Genomic DNA, 16929 nt, shown 5'->3' on the forward strand with positions numbered 1-16929 from the left:
CCGACGGCCCGGTGAGAAGGCCGTCGGGTGGGCGTCAGCGGCCGAGCGAGAAGCCCAGCACCACCCCGGCGGCCACCTGCACCATCCCCGGAGCGAGGTCGTTGGCGGAGGCACCGCCGCCACCGCCGCCGTGCCCGCGGTACTGACGGAACTCGTACGACTCGGCGTCCACGTCCTGGATGTGCACGACGGGACCCAGATGCACGCCCGCCGCGTCCGCGTAGACCTCGGCCTTGCGGCGGGCGGCGGTCACCGCCCTGCGGCGCGCCTCGTCCCGCAGCGCGGGCTTGTCGTGCACGTCGAACTCGACGCTGTCGATGCTGCGCGCACCCGCCTCCACCACGTCGACCATGAGCTGCTGGAGGTCGTCCAGCGCCTCGGTCTCGATGACGTACTGGGCCTGGCAGAAGTAGCCGATGAACTTCCGCGTGCCATTGGCGTGGCCGTACTCCGAGTTGAGCCGCAGCCGGGAACCCGAGACCGCGGCGTCCGGTATGCCGTGCCGACGCAGCACCTCACGCAGCCGGGTCACCGCCGCGCCCGCCTCGTGGAACGCCGCCTCCGGGGCGGGCTCCAGCACCTCCACGCCCAGCTTCACCCGCACCAGTTGAGGCTCCGCCCGTACGTCGCCGGCGCCGAACACACTGAGCCCCCAGGGCTCCTTGATCGTCTGATTCATGCGCGCATTGAAGCACCGCCCGCCGACAGCGCGCCCAGGGTTTGCCCGGCCTCGGCCATGATCCGGTCCACCAGTTCCGCGCACGAGGGCAGGTCGTCGATGACTCCGGCGACCTGTCCCGACGCCATGACCCCGAGATCCGTACGGCCGTCCACCATCGATGCCTTGAGCAGCATCGGAGTGTTCGCGGCGAGCAGGACCTGGCTCCAGCTCAGGTCCTTGCCGTGGCGCAGCGCCCGCCCGTCCTGGATCATCCGGCGCCAGGACAGCCCCGAGAGACGCCGGAAGCCCGCTGCCCGACGGACCGCCCCGAACAGGGCTTTCGTTCGGCCGGAGCGTTCCAGCGACTCGACCAGTTCCGTACGCAGCATGCGGTGCGGCAGGCCGTCGACCGCCGTGGTCACGGTGACGTCCCGGACCGTCGCCGCCAGATAGCGCGCCTTCACGGCGTCCGGGACGGTGGAGTCCGAGGTCAGCAGGAAGCGGGTGCCCATGGCGACGCCCGCCGCCCCGTAGGCCAGCGCGGCGACCAGGCCCCGTCCGTCGAAGAAGCCGCCCGCCGCGACGACGGGGATCCGCACCGCGTCCACCACCTGCGGCAGCAGCACGGTCGTTGCCACCTCGCCGGTGTGCCCGCCGCCCTCACCGCCCTGCACGATCACCGCGTCCGCACCCCAGCCCGCGACCTTCTCGGCATGCCGACGCGCCCCCACGGTCGGGATCACCACGACCCCCGCCTCCTTCAGCTCGGCGATCAGCCCGGGGGAGGGCGCGAGCGCGAAGGAGGCGACCCGGACCCCCTCGTCGATGATCACCCGGACCCGGTCCCCGGCGTCCGCCGCATCCGCGCGCAGATTGACCCCGAACGGCGCGTCCGTACGGGACTTGACCTCCCGGACCGCCTCCCGCAGCCGGTCCACGGTCATGGTGGCTGAGGCCAGGATGCCGAGGGCGCCCGCGTTCGCCGTGGCGGAGACCAGCCGGGGACCGGCCACCCAGCCCATCCCGGTCTGCACCAGCGGATGCCGCACCCCGGTCAGCCGGGTCAGCGCGGTCTCCATCAGCGGTCCACCTCCCGCGCGCGGGTGTTCTCCGGGTCGATCACCTCGCGGATCAGCCGCAGTTCGGCGGGCGTCGGATCACGCGTGTACGGCACCTCGTCCGGGACCGTCAGCGCGAAGCCGGTCGCCTCCCGGACTTCCTCGACACTCACCCCGGGATGCACGGAGGCCAGCCGCATCGATCGGTCCGGGGTGGCGAAGTCGAAGACGCCGAGGTCGGAGACGACACGGGGGATGCGGTGGTGGCGGGCGCCGTCGGCATGGTCGTAGCCCACCCCGCACACCATGTCGACGCGGCGGACGAAGACCCGCCGGGAGTGCCGGGGGATCCAGTAACTGGTCGGATTGTTCAAGGTGTTGACCGGCGCTCCCCGCACCCCGAGAAGCTGCCGCCTCGGCTGCGCCCAGTCCCCGATGCAGGCGATGTTCTGGTTGCCGAAGCGGTCGATCTGACTGGCGCCCATCATCACGTGCCGCCGGCCCCCGGTGACCAGATCGAGGTGCCGGCGGTACGGCAGCCAGCCCTCGACCGTGCCGTCCGGGCCGACCAGCATCGCCTCGCCGTCGGTGAGCAGCAGGTCGGGGGAGAAGGTCAGCCGGGCCAGGCGGGCCCCGACGGAGGGGATCAGGCCCATCGGGCTCGCCAGGATCTCCCCGGCGCCGCGCCAGGCTTCGGCGCAGGCGATGACGCAGTGTTCGGCGCGGGTGGCGGTCATGCCGTGCTCCCGTTCCGGAGGTAGTGCTCGGCGAACTGGGGCCAGGGCGTGGTCGCGTACTCCCGCTGTACGGACTCGTCGCGGCCGTAGTCCGGGGCGCAGGAGGTGAAGTGGGCGCCGTTCGGGGCCTCGATCACGCCGGTGACGGTGTGCCGTTGGACCAGCAGCGTCTGGGGTGCCGCCTCCTTCGTCAGCTCGGCGGTGTCCACGATCCGCTCGCAGGAGACGTACGCGGTGTCGGCCGCCTCGCAGAAGAGGTCGTCGAAGTACGGGTCCGGGCCCAGACACTGGCCGTTGCCCCGCCGGTCGGCGCGGTTGACGTGCACCAGGGCCGCGTCCAGGCGCAGCGCCGGCATCGCGACGAAGGTCTCCGCGTCGTCGTACGGCGAAGTCACCGTGCGCAGGCCCGGGTTGACCCGCATGACGTCCGAGCCGAGTCCGGAGCGCACCGGCAGGAACGGCAGCCGGTGGGCGGCGGCGCGCAGGCCCCACAGGAACATCGCCTCGTCGTACTCGGTGAGTTGGAGGGTGCCCTGCTCGCGGGCGGCGCGGTAGTGCGGTTCGAGGGGGATGGAGTCCAGGGTGACGAAGGGGGCGACCAGACGGTGGATCCGGCCGGCGGCGGCGAGCATGCCGACGTCGGGGCCGCCGCAGGAGACGATCGTGAGATCGGTGATCTCGGTACGGAGCAGTGCTCTCACCAGGGCCATGGGCTTACGGCGGGAGCCCCAGCCGCCGATGCCGAGGGTCATGCCGCTGGTCAGCCGGGAGACAGCGGCTTCGGCGGTCATCGTCTTGTCGGCCATGTCAGTCACCGTCCTCCCCGAACGTGCTGCGCACCCGGTCGCCGACCCCGCTCACGCTCGCCTCGTAGGTGAAGCCCTGCTCGAAGCGGTAGCCGCGGCGGACGTCCACCGGATCGATGCCGTTGATGGCGGCCTTGGCGAGGCGGAGCAGCTCCCCGTCCTTGGCGGCGATCTCCCGCGCCAACTCCAGTGCGGCCGCGTGCAGTTCGGTGCGAGGCACCACCCGCCACACCGATCCGTGCGCATGCAGTTCGGCGGCGGTCGCGGTGCGGGAGGTGAAGTACATGGCGCGCATGAGGTGCTGCGGCACCAGCCGGGCGAGATGCGTGGCCGCCCCCAGGGCGCCGCGGTCCAGCTCGGGAAGACCGAAGGTGGCGTCCTCGCTCGCCACGATCGCGTCGGCGTTCCCGACCAGGCCGATGCCCCCGCCCAGGCAGAACCCCTGCACCGCCGCGACCACGGGCACCTCGCAGTCGTACACGGCCGAAAAGGCCGCGAAACACCCCCGGTTGGCCCCGATGAGCGCACTTCGCCCGAGCCGCTGGATCTCCTTGACGTCCACGCCCGCGTTGAACCCACGCCCCGCGGCGGCGAGCACAACACACCGCACGTCAGGGTCCCGCCCGGCATCGCGCACGGCATCGGCGAGCGCGAACCAGCCGGACGCAGGCAGGGCATTGACGGGCGGGTGATCAACCGTCACGACCCGGATCCCCTTTTCCGGGGACGAGGTGGAGACACTCATGGGCGCATCAGCTACCTTCCACCTAACGTTTGTTAGGTGGAAGGTAGCAGCGGATGGAGCTGAACGGGAAGCTCGCCGTCATCACCGGCGGCACGCGCGGCGTCGGCGCCGGCATCGCCCGAGCCTTCGTGCAGGCGGGGGCGGAGGTGGTGGTGTGCGCACGGAAGCCACCGGAAGTCCCGCTGGAGGGAACGGAGTTCAGACAGTTGGACGTCCGGGACCCAACCTCGGTGACCCGCTTGGTTGCCGAACTCCCCCGTCTGGACGTGCTGGTGAACAACGCCGGGGGCACCCCGTACCGCCTGCTCTCCGAGGCGGACGCCGAGCGGCACGCGCGCGTGCTGGAGCTGAACCTGACGGCACCACTGACGGTCTCGCTCGCGGCGTACGCGCTGCTGCGGCGGGCCCGGGGAAGCGTGCTGATGATCGGCAGCGTGAGCGGCACCCGCCCCTCCCCGGGCTCCGCGGCCTACGGCGCGGCAAAGGCGGGCCTGGAGAACCTGGCCCGCTCGATGGCGGTCGAGTGGGCGCCGGAGGTCCGCGTCAACACGCTGGTCGTCGGCATGGTCCGCACAGAGCTCTCGCATCTGCACTACGGAGGCGAGGAGGGCCTGGCCGCGGTGTCCCGGACGGTCCCCCTCGGCCGCCTTGCGGAGCCGGGCGACGTGGGCGCGGCGGCGGTGTTCCTGGCCTCGGACGCGGCGGCGTATGTGAGCGGGGCGAGCCTTCAGGTGCACGGGGGTGGGGAGCGCCCCGCGTTTCTGGCTGCGGCGACGGCGAACAACGCCTTGAAGACAGGGAGTTGAGATGAGCGGAATCTGCGAGGGCCGGGTGGTCGTCGTCACCGGTGCGGGCCGGGGGCTCGGCCGGGCCCACGCGCTCGCCTTCGCGGCGGAGGGGGCGCGGGTGGTCGTGAACGACCTGGGCGTCGGTCTCGACGGGACGCCGGACGCCGACAGCCCGGCGGTGCGGGTGGTCGAGGAGATCCGCGCGGCGGGCGGGACGGCGGTGCCGCACGGTGGCGACATAGCGACGACAGAGGGCGCGGTCTCCGTCATCCGGACCGCCCTGGAGACGTACGGCCGCCTCGACACCCTCGTCAACAACGCCGGGTTCCTGCGGGACCGGATGCTGGTCAACCTCGCCGAGGAGGAGTGGGACGCCGTGGTGCGCGTCCACCTCAAGGGCCACTTCCTCGCCCTGAAGCACGCGGCGTCCCACTGGCGCACGGAAGCGAAGGCGGGCCGCACCCCGACAGCACGGATCGTCAACACCAGCAGCGGGGCGGGCTTGTTGGGCGCGGTGGGGCAGGGCAACTACAGCGCGGCGAAGGCGGCGATCGTGGCGCTGACCCTGGTGGCGGCCGCCGAACTCGCCCGCTACGGAGTCCAGGTCAACGCGATCGCCCCGGCGGCCCGCACCAGGATGACGGAACAGACCTTCGCCGACACGATGACGGCCCCCGAATCAGGCTTCGACGCGATGGCCCCGGAGAACGTGTCCCCGCTGGTCGTATGGCTGGGCTCGCCGGCAAGCGCGGGAGTGACAGGCCGGGTCTTCGAGGCGGAGGCCGGCCGCATCACGGTGATGGAGGGCTGGCGAAGGGGGCCGAGCGCGGACAAGGGGGCGCGGTGGGGTGCGGCGGAGGCAGGGGAGACGGCACTGAAGCTGTTGGGGGAGACGGAGACGCCGCTGCCGGTGTACGGGGCCTCTTAGCCCGTCCGGCGTTTGAGGACGAGGCCCTTTCGGGGCCGAAAGGGGGGGTCTGGGGGCGCAGCCCCCAGGGATGGGACGGGTAGGGGCGGCGGGGGCGAAAAACTACGTGTCGCACTCAAGAACGGTCTTGCACAACCCACACCGCGCCCGAACCCTCCCCTTCACCGGCACCCGAATCCGCTGCTGACACGTAGGACACGGAAACGACACCCGCAACCCCCCACCATCCGGACTGAACGCATACGGCGCCCCCGAATCCGGCCCACCCCCATGCCGCCGATCCCGCGCATACCGCCGCCGCCCCGCCCACCCCGCAGCAGTCAGGGGCGGTTGCTGCTCATCACGCCGCGCAACCGCCAGCCCCTTGCCGTACGCCGTGTACGCCTGCGCACTGGTGAACCACACCGAGGGATCCTCACCGAACACCAGCGCCCGCTTGGCAAGGACATACCCGAACTCCTCCGGCGTCAGATACCCCAGCTTCTGCGAAGACGCCCCGTCCTCCCGATACGCGTCCAGCAACAACCACCCGGCCCCCAGATACGTCGTCGCCGTGTCCGTGAGGATCTCGTTGTCCCGCGTACCCGGGAACGACAGATCCAGCCGGTGCAGATACACATGCATGATCTCGTGCGCCAACGCCGCGCCGATATCCCGCCGATGCGTCCGGAACCGATCGTTCAGCTCCACGAAGTACTCGGGCCCGGCAGCGAGTTCGACATTCGCCGCATGGGTCATCTCACGGAAGCTCACGATGATCCGCGCATCCGGCAGCCGATAGTGCCGCACCAGCTCCCGGGCAACCCGCTGCGCCCCCAGATAGAGATCATCGGTGTCGCAGAACGCCACGTCCGCAGGGACCACACTGCTCGCGAACGTCTGGATCGTGTCGTACGACAAGCGCTTGTACAACGCGGTGATCGCCGCCCGCACCGTCTCCAGGTGTGGGTAGCCGTGCTCGACCGGTCCGCCGTTCGCCACGTCCGAACCCCCAAGACGCCTGAACCCGATTCCACTCTACGGGGATGTGAGGGATATTTCCCCGCTCGGGTTCCCTCCCCGGTACGTGAGATCCGTCCTTGTCACACCCCCTCCTCGATCTTCATACTGCGGGCCGCCCAACCCCCCACGAAAGGACATGCGTTGACCCATAACCTGCCCAAGAGAAGCGGCGGTCTGACCCTGGTCAAGCGGGCCGCGGCGGCCGGTGCCGTCGCCCTCGCCGTCGCCTCTCTCCAGCCCGTGAGCGCCGCCCAGGCCGCGGACACCCGTGTCGTAGGAGGAACGCCCGCGGCGCAGAACGAGTTCCCCTTCATGGTCCACCTCTCGATGGGCTGCGGCGGGGCGCTCTACAAGAAGGACGTCGTCCTGACCGCCGCCCACTGCATGGACGGCTCCGGCAACAACAACCGCATCACCGTCACCGCGGGCGTCAACGACCTGAACTCGTCCTCGGCGATCAAGGTCAAGTCGACCAAGGTCAAGGTGGCCCCGGGCTACGACGGCACCGGCAAGGACTGGGCGCTGATCAAGCTCGCCAAGCCGATCGACAGGCCCACGCTGAAGCTCGCCACGACCGACCGCTACAACCGCGGCATGTTCACGATCGCGGGCTGGGGCGACACCCGGGAGGGCGCCGGCACCGGCACCACCAAGCTGCGCAAGGCCACCGTGCCGTTCGTCGCGGACCGGGTGTGCAAGCGGCACTACGGCAACCGTCTGGTGGCCAAGGAGGAGGTCTGCGCCGGCTGGACGCGCGGCAGCGTCGACACCTGCCAGGGCGACTCCGGCGGCCCGATGTTCCGCAAGGACGACGCGGGCAAGTGGATCCAGGTCGGCATCGTCAGCTGGGGCGACGGCTGCGCCCGCGCGGGCGTGCCCGGTGTCTACACCCAGGTGAACACCTTCGCCGCCGACATAGCCCGGGCCGCGTCGGCCCTGTAAGCACGCGGCCTTCAACGGCTTGAGCATGCGGCCTTGAGCGGCGTGAGCCGTACGCCCTCACCGTCAGGGAGGGCGTACGGCTCACACGCCCCTCAGCGTCGGCGGGCGCCCCGACGCCCCCTCGAACTCCAACACCCGCACCTCGTTGACCCCCTCGCGCAGCACCGGGCCCGGCACGAACAGCGCCCGCTGCGGCCCCGCCGACCAGTACCGGCCGAGGTTGAAGCCGTTCAGCCACACGAACCCCCGGGTCCAGCCCGGCAGTTCGAGCAGTGCGTCCCCGGCGCCCCGGACGGTCACCGAACCCCGGTACAGGCCCGGCGCGCCCGCCCCGTCCGGCTCCCGGAACGGCACCGCCGAGACGTCCTCCAGGTCGTCCAGCCGCAGCCCACGCGCGCGTACGTCATGCAGATACTGCCGCTCGTGCAGGATCCCCCCGGTGATGCCCTTGGCCTCCCCGGAGCGCGGCCCGTAGTTGACCCGCCCCAGGGACTCCACCCACAGCTCCACGCGCGCGTGCCCGGCGACCGGCTCCTTCAGCCGCTCCTCCGCCTCGGTGAGCACCCCGGCCCGCTCCCCGTCGACATACACCACCGCGAGGTCCCGCAGCCCGCGCGCGATCAGCGGATACGGCTGCCGCGGACCCGGCACGGTCACCTCGTAGCGCACCACGCCCCGGTCGACGTCCAGCTCCTCGAACGTCGGCGGCACAGGACTGGACACCTCGGTCCCGCCGCACGCCTCGAGCACGGCCTCCAGAGGCGCCCAGGCGGTCACCCGGGCCTCGGCGGGGGTGCTCAGCGGCGCGGGCGGAGCAGGCGGCTCGGGGAGCGGACCCTCGGCGTACTCGGCGAGCACCTCGCGGAAGGCCCAGAACTTCCGTGTGGGGCGCCCGGCCTCGTCGAGCGGGGCGTCGTAGTCGTAGGACGTCACATCGGGCTCCAGAGGCCCGTCGTGCAGGTCGCCGCCCCGGTTGGCGCCCGCCCACCCGGCGAAGCTGGTGCCGCCGTGCGCCATGTACAGATTGACCGAGGCCCCGCACTCCAGGATCTCCCGCAGCGCGGCGGCCGCGTCCTCGGGATCCCGGACGACATGCTCGGCGCCCCAGTGGTCGAACCAGCCGCACCAGAACTCCATGCACATCAGCGGCCCCTCCGGCCGGTGCCGGCGCAGCGTCCGGAACGCCTCCCGCGCGTGGGAGCCGAAGTTCACCGTCGCCAGGACCCCCGGCACCGAGCCGCCGGTGAGCATGTGGTCCTCCGGGCCGTCCGAGGTGAACAGCGGCACCGTGACGCCCTCCGCGCGCAGCAGCCCCGCCAGCCGGTCCGGATAGGCCGCGTCCGAGCCGTAGCTGCCGTACTCGTTCTCGACCTGGACCAGGATCACCGGGCCGCCGCGGTCGATCTGCCGGGACACCACCTCGGGCAGCAGCCGACGGAACCACGCGCGGACGGGACGCAGAAAACGCTCGTCACGCGTGCGTGCATGCCCCGGCACCCAGTGCGGCAGCCCGCCGTTCTCCCACTCGGCGCAGATGTACGGGCCCGGCCGCACGATCGCCCACAGCCCCGCCTCCCGCGCCGCGTCCAGGAACCGGCCGAGCGCTTCCACGTCCCGGAACTCGCCGGGCCGAGGCTCGTGCAGGTTCCACGGCACGTACGTCTCGACGCAGTTGAGGCCCATCGCCCGCAGCATCGCGAGCCGGTGCCCCCACTGCGCCTCGTGCACCCGGAAGTAGTGCAGCGCGCCGGACAGCAGCCGCACCGGCCGACCGTCCAGCAGGAAATCCGTGTCCCCCACGGTGAACTCGCTCATGCCGCCACCCTCACCTCTGGCGGCGACCCGGTCCATGGACAAAGATCGGCGCTGGTTGGACCGAAGTGATCGCGACAGGAGCGGCCGATGTACCACACCTGGATGCGGTTCTTCACGCCCGGACCCGCCCACCACCGCCTCGGCCTGGTCTGCCTCGGCGTCGGCCTCCAGCACGGCGCCCTGCCCACCGTCGGCCCGCGCACCCTCGACCACCACGTCGCCGTCGTCATCAGCGCCGGCGGCGGCTGGTACCGCGGCCCCGACGGCCGCCGTACCACCGTCACCGCGCCCGCCCTGCTCTGGCTCACCCCCGGCGTCGCGCACCACTACGCCCCCGATCCCGCGACCGGCTGGGACGAGGGCTTCGTCGACTTCACCGGGCCCGCCGCCGCGACGTACACCGAACTCGGCTACATCGAACCGGACCGCCCCGTCGTGCCGCTCTCCGACGCCGCCGCCCCGCGCGGGGTGATCGCCCGCATCACGCGGGCCGCCCGCCGCGACAACCCGCTGCTGGAGGTCGAGACCGCCGCCGCCGTCCACGAACTCCTGGTCTCCCTGCGCCGCGCCCGGGCCGACCTCGCGCCCGACGGCGACCAGGTCCTCAAGGCCCTCGCCCGGGACGCCTGTACCCCGATGACGGTCGCCGACCACGCCGCCCGGCACGGCATGACCGCCGCCGAACTGCGCACCGCCGTCCGCCGCGGCGCCGGATGCAGCCCCAAGGACTACCTTCTCGGCATCCGGCTGGGCCGCGCCAAGGAACTCCTCGCCGCCAGCGAACTGCCCGTCGCCGCCGTCGCCCGCCGCGTCGGATACGACGATCCGGCCTATTTCTCCCGCCTGTTCACCCGCCGCGTCGGCATGCCCCCCGTCCGTTTCCGCGCGCAGCAGGGCCGTGCCGTCCCCGGCGGCTGGAGCGAGCAGGTACCGGATCCGGACGATCCGCCGATCATCGAGAGAGCCTGAGAACGTAGGCTTCTCGCCCATGACCACCAGCAACAACGGAACCGGTGACGTCGACCCCGCCGTCCGCGCGGAGCTGGCGCGGCTGCGCGACAGCATCGACAACATCGACGCGGCCGTCGTCCACATGCTCGCCGAGCGGTTCAAGTGCACCCAGCAGGTCGGCCACCTCAAGGCCGCCCACCAGCTGCCGCCCGCCGACCCGGCCCGCGAGGCCCGCCAGATCGCCCGGCTGCGCACCCTCGCCGAGAACGCCAAACTCGACCCGGCCTTCGCCGAGAAGTTCCTGAACTTCATCATCGCCGAGGTGATCAGACACCACGAGTCCATCGCCGAGGACGCCGTGGGCGGCGCTGCGCCGACGGCGAACTGACGCCCCTCCACCCTCCCGGGGCGTGACACAGCCGCCCGCACGGGGCATGCTGCGCTGTGCACTCCTTGTCAGCTGACGGGCACAGCCCGTCAGCTTCACGGACATAAGCTGGTTGTCCCATGCGGGAGGGACGTCGGGCCATGCCGTCGCAAGCGAAGATCCTCATTGTCGACGACCACAAGGACACGCTGTACGCGCTGGAGAGCGCCCTGGCCCCGCTGGGCCACCAGATCTGCCGCGCCACCACCGGCGACGAGGCGCTCAAACAGGTCCTGCGCGGGCAGGTCGGACTCCTGCTGCTCGACGTGCGGATGCCCGGCGTCAGCGGTCTGGACGTGGTCAGGTACATGCGCCGCCTGGAACAGACCCAGCACATTCCGGTCATCTTGCTGACCGGTTTCGGCGCGGACCAGGAACTCACCTCCGCCGCCTTCGGCCTCGGCGTCGCCGACCTGGTGATGAAACCCATCGACCCCTGGGCGTTACGCACCAAGGTCCGCTTCCTCTACGACGCCCACCGCCGCCACCGCGCCCTGGAAGAGGAGGTGCGCGAACTGCGCGCCCTCGTCAAGGACCAGGCCGACACCGGCGAACCCGTGCTCTCCCACCCCGAGGCCAGGGTCCCGCCGCAGCGCGACATCTCCGGCGCGCACCCGGCGCAGGACCGGACATAGGCCGCGTACCGATCCGCCTCTGTGCCTTGTCGGTGCCATCAGGCAGCATGTCCTGCATGTCCGTACTGACGCGCGACGAAGCGCAGACCCGTGCCCAGCTCCTCGACGTCCGCCGCTACACGATCGAACTCGATCTGACCACCGGTGACGAGACCTTCGGCTCCCGGACCGAGATCCGGTTCACCACGCGCACCGGCGCGGACACCTTCGTCGAGCTCAAGCCCGCGGAACTGCTTTCGGCCACCCTCGACGGACAGCCCCTGGACCCGGAGACCCTCGACGGCAACCGGCTCCCGCTGAAGAACCTCACCGCGGGCGAGCACGAACTGCGCGTCGAGGCCACCATGCGCTACTCGCGCACCGGCGAGGGCATGCACCGCTTCACCGACCCCACCGACGGTGAGGCCTACGTCTACACCCAGCTGTTCATGGACGACGTCCAGCGCGTCTTCGCCGCCTTCGACCAGCCCGACCTCAAGTCCGTCTTCGAGCTGTCCGTCAAGGCCCCCGAGAGCTGGACCGTCCTCACCAACAGCGTCACCGACCCCACCGACGGCGTCTGGCGGGCCGCACCCACCCCGCTGATCTCCACCTACCTCGTCGCCGTCGCCGCCGGACCCTGGCACTCCGTCACCACTGAACACCGCGGACTGCCCTTCGGCCTCCACTGCCGCCGCTCCCTCGCCCCCCACCTCGACGCGGACGCCGACGAACTCTTCGAGATCACCCGGCAGTGCTACGACCGCTACCACGAGAAGTTCGCCGAGCCCTACCCCTTCGACTCCTACGACCAGGCGTTCGTCCCCGAGTTCAACGCCGGCGCCATGGAGAACCCCGGCCTCGTCACCTTCCGCGACGAGTTCGTCTACCGCTCCGCCGTCACCGACGTCGAGCGGCAGACCCGCGCCATGGTCATCGCCCACGAGATGGCCCACATGTGGTTCGGCGACCTCGTCACCCTGCGCTGGTGGGACGACATCTGGCTGAACGAGTCCTTCGCCGAGTACATGGGCTACCAGACCCTCACCGAGGCCACCCGCTTCACCGACACCTGGACCGACTTCGGAGTCGTCCGCAAGGGCTGGGGCTACGACGCCGACCAGCGCCCCTCCACCCACCCAGTGGCCCCCGAAGCCGTCGACGACACCGCCTCCGCACTCCTCAACTTCGACGGCATCTCCTACGCCAAGGGCGCCTCCGCACTGCGCCAACTGGTCGCCTGGCTCGGCGAGAAGGACTTCCTCGCCGGCATCAACACCCACTTCGAGCGGCACAAGTTCGCCAACGCCACCCTCGCCGACTTCATCGACTCCCTTGCCGCCCACACCGACCGCGACGTGCACGCCTGGGCCGACGCCTGGCTGCGCACCACCGGCGTCGACACCCTCACTCCGAGCGTGACGCGCGGCGCGGACGGCACCTACACCCTCCAGGTGGACCGCACCGGCAGCCGCCCGCACCACATCGCCGTCGGCCTCTACGACCTGGACGTCGCCGACGAGGGCCGCCACCTCGTCCTGCGCGAGCGCGTCGACCTCGACGTCCCGCAGGCCGAGCCGCAGCCCATCGGCAAGCGCCCGACCCTGCTCCTGCTCAACGACGGCGATCTCTCCTACGCCAAGGTCCGCTTCGACCCCGACTCCTTCGACGGCGTCCGTACGGCCCTGTCCGGTCTGCCCGAGCCGCTGTCCCGCGCGGTGGTGTGGAACGCCCTCAGGGACGCCGTCCGCGACGGCGAACTCCCGGCCGCCGCCTACCTGGAGACCGCCCGCGCCCACCTCCCGCACGAGACGGACCTGGCCCTGGTCCAGGGCGTCCTGAGCTTCGCCGCCGCCCAGATCGCCGGCCGGTACCTCACCGCCGAGGAGCGCCCGGCCGCGCTCGCCACCCTCTCCGCCCTGTGCCGCGACCTCATCCGCCGCACCGAGGACGGCGACCACCCCGGCCTGCGGCTGATCGCCGTACGCCACTTCATCGACGTCGCCGCGCACCCCGAGCCCATCGCCGCCTGGCTCGCCGACGGCACCGTGCCCGGCGGACCCGAGCTCGACCCCGAGCTGCGCTGGCGCGTGCTGTCCCGGCTCGCCGTCCTCGGCGCGACCGACGAGGCCACCATCGCCGCGGAGCTGGAGCGCGACCCCAGTGCCACCGGCCAGGAGGGCGCGGCCCGCTGCCGGGCGGCCCTGCCGGACGCGGAGTCCAAGGCCCGCGCGTGGGAGGCGATGTTCACCGCCGACGACCTCTCCAACTACCTCGTCGCCGCCACCGCCCAGGGCTTCTGGCAGCCCGAACAGGCCGATCTCGTACGGCAGTACGTGCCGCGCTACTACACCGACGCCGTCGCCGTAGCCGCCCGTCGGGGGCCCGCCATCGCGGACGTGGTCGGCCGCTGGGCGTTCCCGGTCTTCGCCGTGGACACCGAGACGCTCCGCCTGGGCGAGGAGTGCCTGCGCGACAGCGAGCCGATCCCTGCGCTGCGCCGCAAGCTGGTGGACCAACTGGACGACCTGGGGCGGGCGTTGCGAGTGAGGCAGGAGACGCACCAGAGCTGACAAACATCTAGGGACGTACCCTCTTTCGGGTTCCGAACCCCGGGCTTTTCGGACACGACGCCTCATCGGCGTACAAGCTGGAAGCCATGAGCACGTCGTCTCTCGCCTCGGGCCCCGAAGGCCCGCACGCCCTCGGACCGCTGCTCGCCACCGTCCTGGACGCCCTGACCCAGGGCGCCGGGGCCCGCGGCGGCCCGCTCCCCGAGGGAGGTCCGCAGACGGTGGCAGCACGCCTCCGGACCGCGGTGGGCGACGTACTCCCCGAGAACGGCGACGCGAACGCCCTGCACACCTTGGTGCGGGCCTTCGCAGAGGGCGCGGCGGACCCCGCCCACCCCTTCTGCGCGGCCCACCTCCACTGCCCACCCCTCGCGGCGGCCACAGCAGCCGACTTGGCAGCCAGCACCCTGAACCCGTCCCTGGACTCCTGGGACCAGGCTCCGGCGGCATCGGAACTGGAATCCCTGGTGACCAGGGCACTGGCGGAGCTGACCCTGCCCGCGAGCACCCACCCGGACGCCCTCGTCACCACCGGCGGCACCGAGTCCAACCAACTCGCCCTGCTCCTCGCCCGAGAAGCACACCCCGGCACCCGCCTCATTCACGGCGCGAACGCCCACCACTCCCTGCCCAGAGCCGCCTGGCTGCTCGGCATGCCGGACCCCGTGGCCGTCCCCGCCCCCACCGGCACCCTCGACCCCACCGCCCTGGACGAGGCCCTCACCCACCTCCCAGGCCCCCACCTCGTCGCAGCCACCGCGGGCACCACGGACGCCGGACTCATCGACCCGCTCCAGGAGATCGCCACCCTCTGCGCCCGCCACCACGCCCGCCTCCACATCGACGCGGCCTACGGCGGCGGCCTCCTCTTCAGCGACCGCCACCGCGCGAAGCTCAGCGGCCTGGACGCCGCCGCCACCATCACCCTCGACCTGCACAAACTCGGCTGGCAGCCGGTCGCCGCAGGCCTCCTCGTCGTCAAGAACCCCCACGACCTCACCGCCCTGCACCACCACGCCGACTACCTCAACGCCGACGACGACACCGAGGCCGGACTCCCCGACCTCCTCGGCCGCTCCCTGCGCACCACCCGCCGCCCCGACATCCTCAAGATCGCGGTCACCCTCAAGACCCTCGGCCGCACAGGCATGGGCAGGCTCGTCGACCAAGTCTGCGAACGGGCAGAGGAGTTCGCCGAGCTCGTCGACACGCACCCCGCCTTCGAGCTCTACGACCGCCCCACCATCAGCACGGTCCTGTTCCGCCCCAGAACCGCCACCGACGACAAAGTCGCCGCCATACGCCGAACCCTCCTCACCGAAGGCCGCGCCGTCCTCGGCCGCGCCCGCCTCGACGGCCGGCTCTGGCTGAAGGTCACCCTCCTCAACCCCCACACCCGCCCCGACGACCTGGCCGCCCTGCTGAACCTCGTGGAAGGAACCACCCCCCGATGAGCCCCACCCCCGACACCCCACGCGACCTGGTCGGCATCGGCATCGGCCCGTTCAACCTCTCCCTCGCCGCCCTCGCCCACCCACTCGCCGAACTCGACACCGCCTTCTACGAACAAGGCCCCGCCTTCGACTGGCACCCCGGCCTGCTCATCGACGGCGCCACCATCCAAGTGCCCTTCCTCGCCGACCTGGTCACCCTCGTCGACCCCGCCAGCCCCTGGACGTTCCTGAACTACCTCAGAACCCGCGACCGCCTCTTCCCCTTCTACTTCGCCGAGCGCTTCCACATCCAGCGCGCCGAATACGACGCCTACTGCCGCTGGGTGTCGGAGAACCTGCCCGCACTGCACTTCGGCCACCAGGTCGACGCCGTCCGCTTCAACCCCGAACGGGACGTCTTCGAGGTCGACTTCACCCAGCTCGACGCCGACGGGGAGGCCGAGGCACTGGGCCGCGCCTACACCCGCAACGTCGTCCTGGGCATCGGCACCGAGCCGTACGTCCCCGACCCCCTCAAACCCCTCGTCCAGGCCCACGGCGTCCCCGTGTTCCACGCCGCCGACTACCTCGGCCACCGCGCGGAACTACTGGCCGCCGAACACGTCACCGTCGTCGGCTCGGGACAGTCCGGCGCCGAGATCTTCCTCGATCTGCTCCGCACCCGCCCCGCCGGACACGAGGGCCTGCACTGGATCGGCCGCACCCCGTCCTTCGCGCCCATGGAGTACTCCAAACTGGGCCTCGAACACTTCACACCGGACTACACCCGCTACTTCCACGCCCTCGCCGAACCCGTCCGCGACCGACTGGTCAGCACCCAGTGGCAGCTCCACAAGGGCATCGACGCCGGCACCCTCGCCGCCCTCCACGACGAGCTGTACCGCCGTACCCTGCACGGCGGCTGGCCGGACACCGTGCTCACCCCGGGCGTCCGGGTCCGCACCGCGGGCCGGATCGCCACCACCAAGGTCGAACTGCACCTGGAACACATCGAACAGGGCACCCGCTCAAGGCTCACCACCGACGCGGTCGTCCTCGCCACCGGCTACCGCGAGCGCCCCCTCGACCGCATCCTCGCCGGACTCGACCCCTACCTGCGCCGCGACAGCCGCGAACGCCCCCGCGTGGACGAGCAGTTCCGCCTCGTTCTCGACCCCTCGGTCACCGGCTCGGGGTGCAACGTCTACGTCCAGAACGCCGAACGCCACACCCACGGCGTCGGCACCCCCGACCTCGGCCTGTCCGCCTGGCGCAGCGCCACCATCCTCAACTCCGTGACGGACAAGGAGACATACCCGCTCCCCGGCCGCACCGCCTTCACCAGCTTCGGCCTGGAACCACAAGAGCCCCAGATCCCGTCCGCGCGCCGGCCGAAGGCCCTGACGCCACTGCTGGACGGGATCTGAGGCTCACCCATGGACCCGGGGG

Annotated in this window: 16 protein-coding genes; 9 read left to right on the plus strand and 7 right to left on the minus strand. The window is 71.6% G+C overall.

Annotated elements, in window-relative coordinates; all coding sequences use genetic code 11:
- Positions 1–34 precede the first annotated feature (34 nt).
- Genes BN159_RS31870 through BN159_RS31890 form a run of 5 tightly spaced genes read right to left on the minus strand, consistent with a single transcriptional unit; the run spans position 35 to position 4007 of the window.
- Positions 35–679 (minus strand): SIMPL domain-containing protein, encoded by a 645-nt coding sequence (locus BN159_RS31870; protein WP_015661148.1) that lies wholly within the window; start codon positions 677–679, stop codon positions 35–37.
- The gene (locus BN159_RS31875; protein WP_015661149.1) at positions 676–1740 is read right to left on the minus strand and encodes an NAD(P)H-dependent flavin oxidoreductase; all 1065 of its coding nucleotides are present in this window, start codon (positions 1738–1740) and stop codon (positions 676–678) included. Before BN159_RS31875 ends, BN159_RS31870 begins: the two co-directional genes overlap by 4 nt.
- Positions 1740–2456: a CoA-transferase subunit beta gene (locus BN159_RS31880; protein ID WP_015661150.1), complete on the minus strand. Its 717-nt coding sequence runs from the start codon at positions 2454–2456 to the stop codon at positions 1740–1742. Before BN159_RS31880 ends, BN159_RS31875 begins: the two co-directional genes overlap by 1 nt.
- Positions 2453–3262, minus strand: a complete 810-nt coding sequence (locus BN159_RS31885) for a CoA transferase subunit A (RefSeq protein ID WP_015661151.1) — start codon at positions 3260–3262, stop codon at positions 2453–2455. The genes BN159_RS31880 and BN159_RS31885 overlap by 4 nt, the downstream gene beginning before the upstream one ends.
- A 1-nt stretch (position 3263) precedes the next feature.
- Entirely contained in the window at positions 3264–4007 is a 744-nt protein-coding gene (locus BN159_RS31890) for an enoyl-CoA hydratase family protein (protein ID WP_015661152.1), read from the minus strand.
- Positions 4008–4060: 53 nt separating this feature from the next.
- On the opposite strand from BN159_RS31890, the gene BN159_RS31895 reads away from it, so the two are divergent.
- Together BN159_RS31895 and BN159_RS31900 are read left to right on the plus strand one after the other, a co-directional pair.
- Positions 4061–4813, plus strand: a complete 753-nt coding sequence (locus BN159_RS31895) for an SDR family oxidoreductase (RefSeq protein ID WP_015661153.1) — start codon at positions 4061–4063, stop codon at positions 4811–4813.
- A gap of 1 nt (position 4814) precedes the next feature.
- A complete protein-coding gene (locus BN159_RS31900) occupies positions 4815–5723 on the plus strand; it encodes an SDR family oxidoreductase (protein WP_015661154.1) in 909 nt (302 codons plus the stop codon).
- A 102-nt stretch (positions 5724–5825) separates the two neighbouring features.
- On the opposite strand, the gene BN159_RS31905 is transcribed toward BN159_RS31900, so the two are convergent.
- Positions 5826–6704: a hypothetical protein gene (locus tag BN159_RS31905; RefSeq protein ID WP_015661155.1), complete on the minus strand. Its 879-nt coding sequence runs from the start codon at positions 6702–6704 to the stop codon at positions 5826–5828.
- A gap of 162 nt (positions 6705–6866) precedes the next feature.
- Here BN159_RS31905 and BN159_RS31910 point away from each other — a divergent pair, with 162 nt between their 5' ends.
- Positions 6867–7667, plus strand: coding sequence for a S1 family peptidase (locus BN159_RS31910; RefSeq protein WP_015661156.1), 801 nt, complete (start codon positions 6867–6869; stop codon positions 7665–7667).
- Positions 7668–7748: 81 nt separating this feature from the next.
- On the opposite strand, the gene BN159_RS31915 is transcribed toward BN159_RS31910, so the two are convergent.
- Positions 7749–9482 carry a glycoside hydrolase family 35 protein gene (locus BN159_RS31915; protein WP_015661157.1) on the minus strand — a complete coding sequence of 578 codons (1734 nt, stop codon included), beginning with the start codon at positions 9480–9482 and terminating at the stop codon, positions 7749–7751.
- Between the two features lie 87 nt (positions 9483–9569).
- Between BN159_RS31915 and BN159_RS31920 the strand changes: the two genes are divergently transcribed.
- The 6 genes from BN159_RS31920 (at position 9570) to BN159_RS31945 (ending at position 16907) form a co-directional block, all read left to right on the plus strand.
- Positions 9570–10451 (plus strand): helix-turn-helix domain-containing protein, encoded by an 882-nt coding sequence (locus BN159_RS31920; protein ID WP_015661158.1) that lies wholly within the window; start codon positions 9570–9572, stop codon positions 10449–10451.
- A gap of 19 nt (positions 10452–10470) precedes the next feature.
- Positions 10471–10821, plus strand: coding sequence for a chorismate mutase (locus BN159_RS31925; protein WP_015661159.1), 351 nt, complete (start codon positions 10471–10473; stop codon positions 10819–10821).
- A 140-nt stretch (positions 10822–10961) separates the two neighbouring features.
- Positions 10962–11495, plus strand: coding sequence for a response regulator (locus BN159_RS31930; protein WP_015661160.1), 534 nt, complete (start codon positions 10962–10964; stop codon positions 11493–11495).
- 56 nt (positions 11496–11551) lie between these two features.
- A complete protein-coding gene (gene pepN / locus BN159_RS31935; protein WP_015661161.1) occupies positions 11552–14047 on the plus strand; it encodes an aminopeptidase N in 2496 nt (831 codons plus the stop codon).
- An 86-nt stretch (positions 14048–14133) separates the two neighbouring features.
- Entirely contained in the window at positions 14134–15501 is a 1368-nt protein-coding gene (locus BN159_RS31940; protein ID WP_015661162.1) for a pyridoxal phosphate-dependent decarboxylase family protein, read from the plus strand.
- Positions 15498–16907 (plus strand): lysine N(6)-hydroxylase/L-ornithine N(5)-oxygenase family protein, encoded by a 1410-nt coding sequence (locus tag BN159_RS31945; RefSeq protein ID WP_015661163.1) that lies wholly within the window; start codon positions 15498–15500, stop codon positions 16905–16907. Before BN159_RS31940 ends, BN159_RS31945 begins: the two co-directional genes overlap by 4 nt.
- The last annotated feature ends 22 nt before the right edge of the window (positions 16908–16929 follow it).

The sequence above is a fragment of the Streptomyces davaonensis JCM 4913 genome (assembly GCF_000349325.1).
GTDB lineage: Bacteria > Actinomycetota > Actinomycetes > Streptomycetales > Streptomycetaceae > Streptomyces > Streptomyces davaonensis.

What these genes read in the sequence shown, in the direction of transcription:
- BN159_RS31870 (WP_015661148.1), bottom strand. Translation starts at nt 679, where the DNA reads ATGAATCAGACGATCAAGGAGCCCTGGGGGCTCAGTGTGTTCGGCGCC.
- BN159_RS31875 (WP_015661149.1), bottom strand. Translation starts at nt 1,740, where the DNA reads ATGGAGACCGCGCTGACCCGGCTGACCGGGGTGCGGCATCCGCTGGTG.
- BN159_RS31880 (WP_015661150.1), bottom strand. Translation starts at nt 2,456, where the DNA reads ATGACCGCCACCCGCGCCGAACACTGCGTCATCGCCTGCGCCGAAGCC.
- BN159_RS31885 (WP_015661151.1), bottom strand. Translation starts at nt 3,262, where the DNA reads ATGGCCGACAAGACGATGACCGCCGAAGCCGCTGTCTCCCGGCTGACC.
- BN159_RS31890 (WP_015661152.1), bottom strand. Translation starts at nt 4,007, where the DNA reads ATGAGTGTCTCCACCTCGTCCCCGGAAAAGGGGATCCGGGTCGTGACG.
- BN159_RS31895 (WP_015661153.1), top strand. Translation starts at nt 4,061, where the DNA reads ATGGAGCTGAACGGGAAGCTCGCCGTCATCACCGGCGGCACGCGCGGC.
- BN159_RS31900 (WP_015661154.1), top strand. Translation starts at nt 4,815, where the DNA reads ATGAGCGGAATCTGCGAGGGCCGGGTGGTCGTCGTCACCGGTGCGGGC.
- BN159_RS31915 (WP_015661157.1), bottom strand. Translation starts at nt 9,482, where the DNA reads ATGAGCGAGTTCACCGTGGGGGACACGGATTTCCTGCTGGACGGTCGG.
- BN159_RS31920 (WP_015661158.1), top strand. Translation starts at nt 9,570, where the DNA reads ATGTACCACACCTGGATGCGGTTCTTCACGCCCGGACCCGCCCACCAC.
- BN159_RS31925 (WP_015661159.1), top strand. Translation starts at nt 10,471, where the DNA reads ATGACCACCAGCAACAACGGAACCGGTGACGTCGACCCCGCCGTCCGC.
- BN159_RS31930 (WP_015661160.1), top strand. Translation starts at nt 10,962, where the DNA reads ATGCCGTCGCAAGCGAAGATCCTCATTGTCGACGACCACAAGGACACG.
- pepN (WP_015661161.1), top strand. Translation starts at nt 11,552, where the DNA reads ATGTCCGTACTGACGCGCGACGAAGCGCAGACCCGTGCCCAGCTCCTC.
- BN159_RS31940 (WP_015661162.1), top strand. Translation starts at nt 14,134, where the DNA reads ATGAGCACGTCGTCTCTCGCCTCGGGCCCCGAAGGCCCGCACGCCCTC.
- BN159_RS31945 (WP_015661163.1), top strand. Translation starts at nt 15,498, where the DNA reads ATGAGCCCCACCCCCGACACCCCACGCGACCTGGTCGGCATCGGCATC.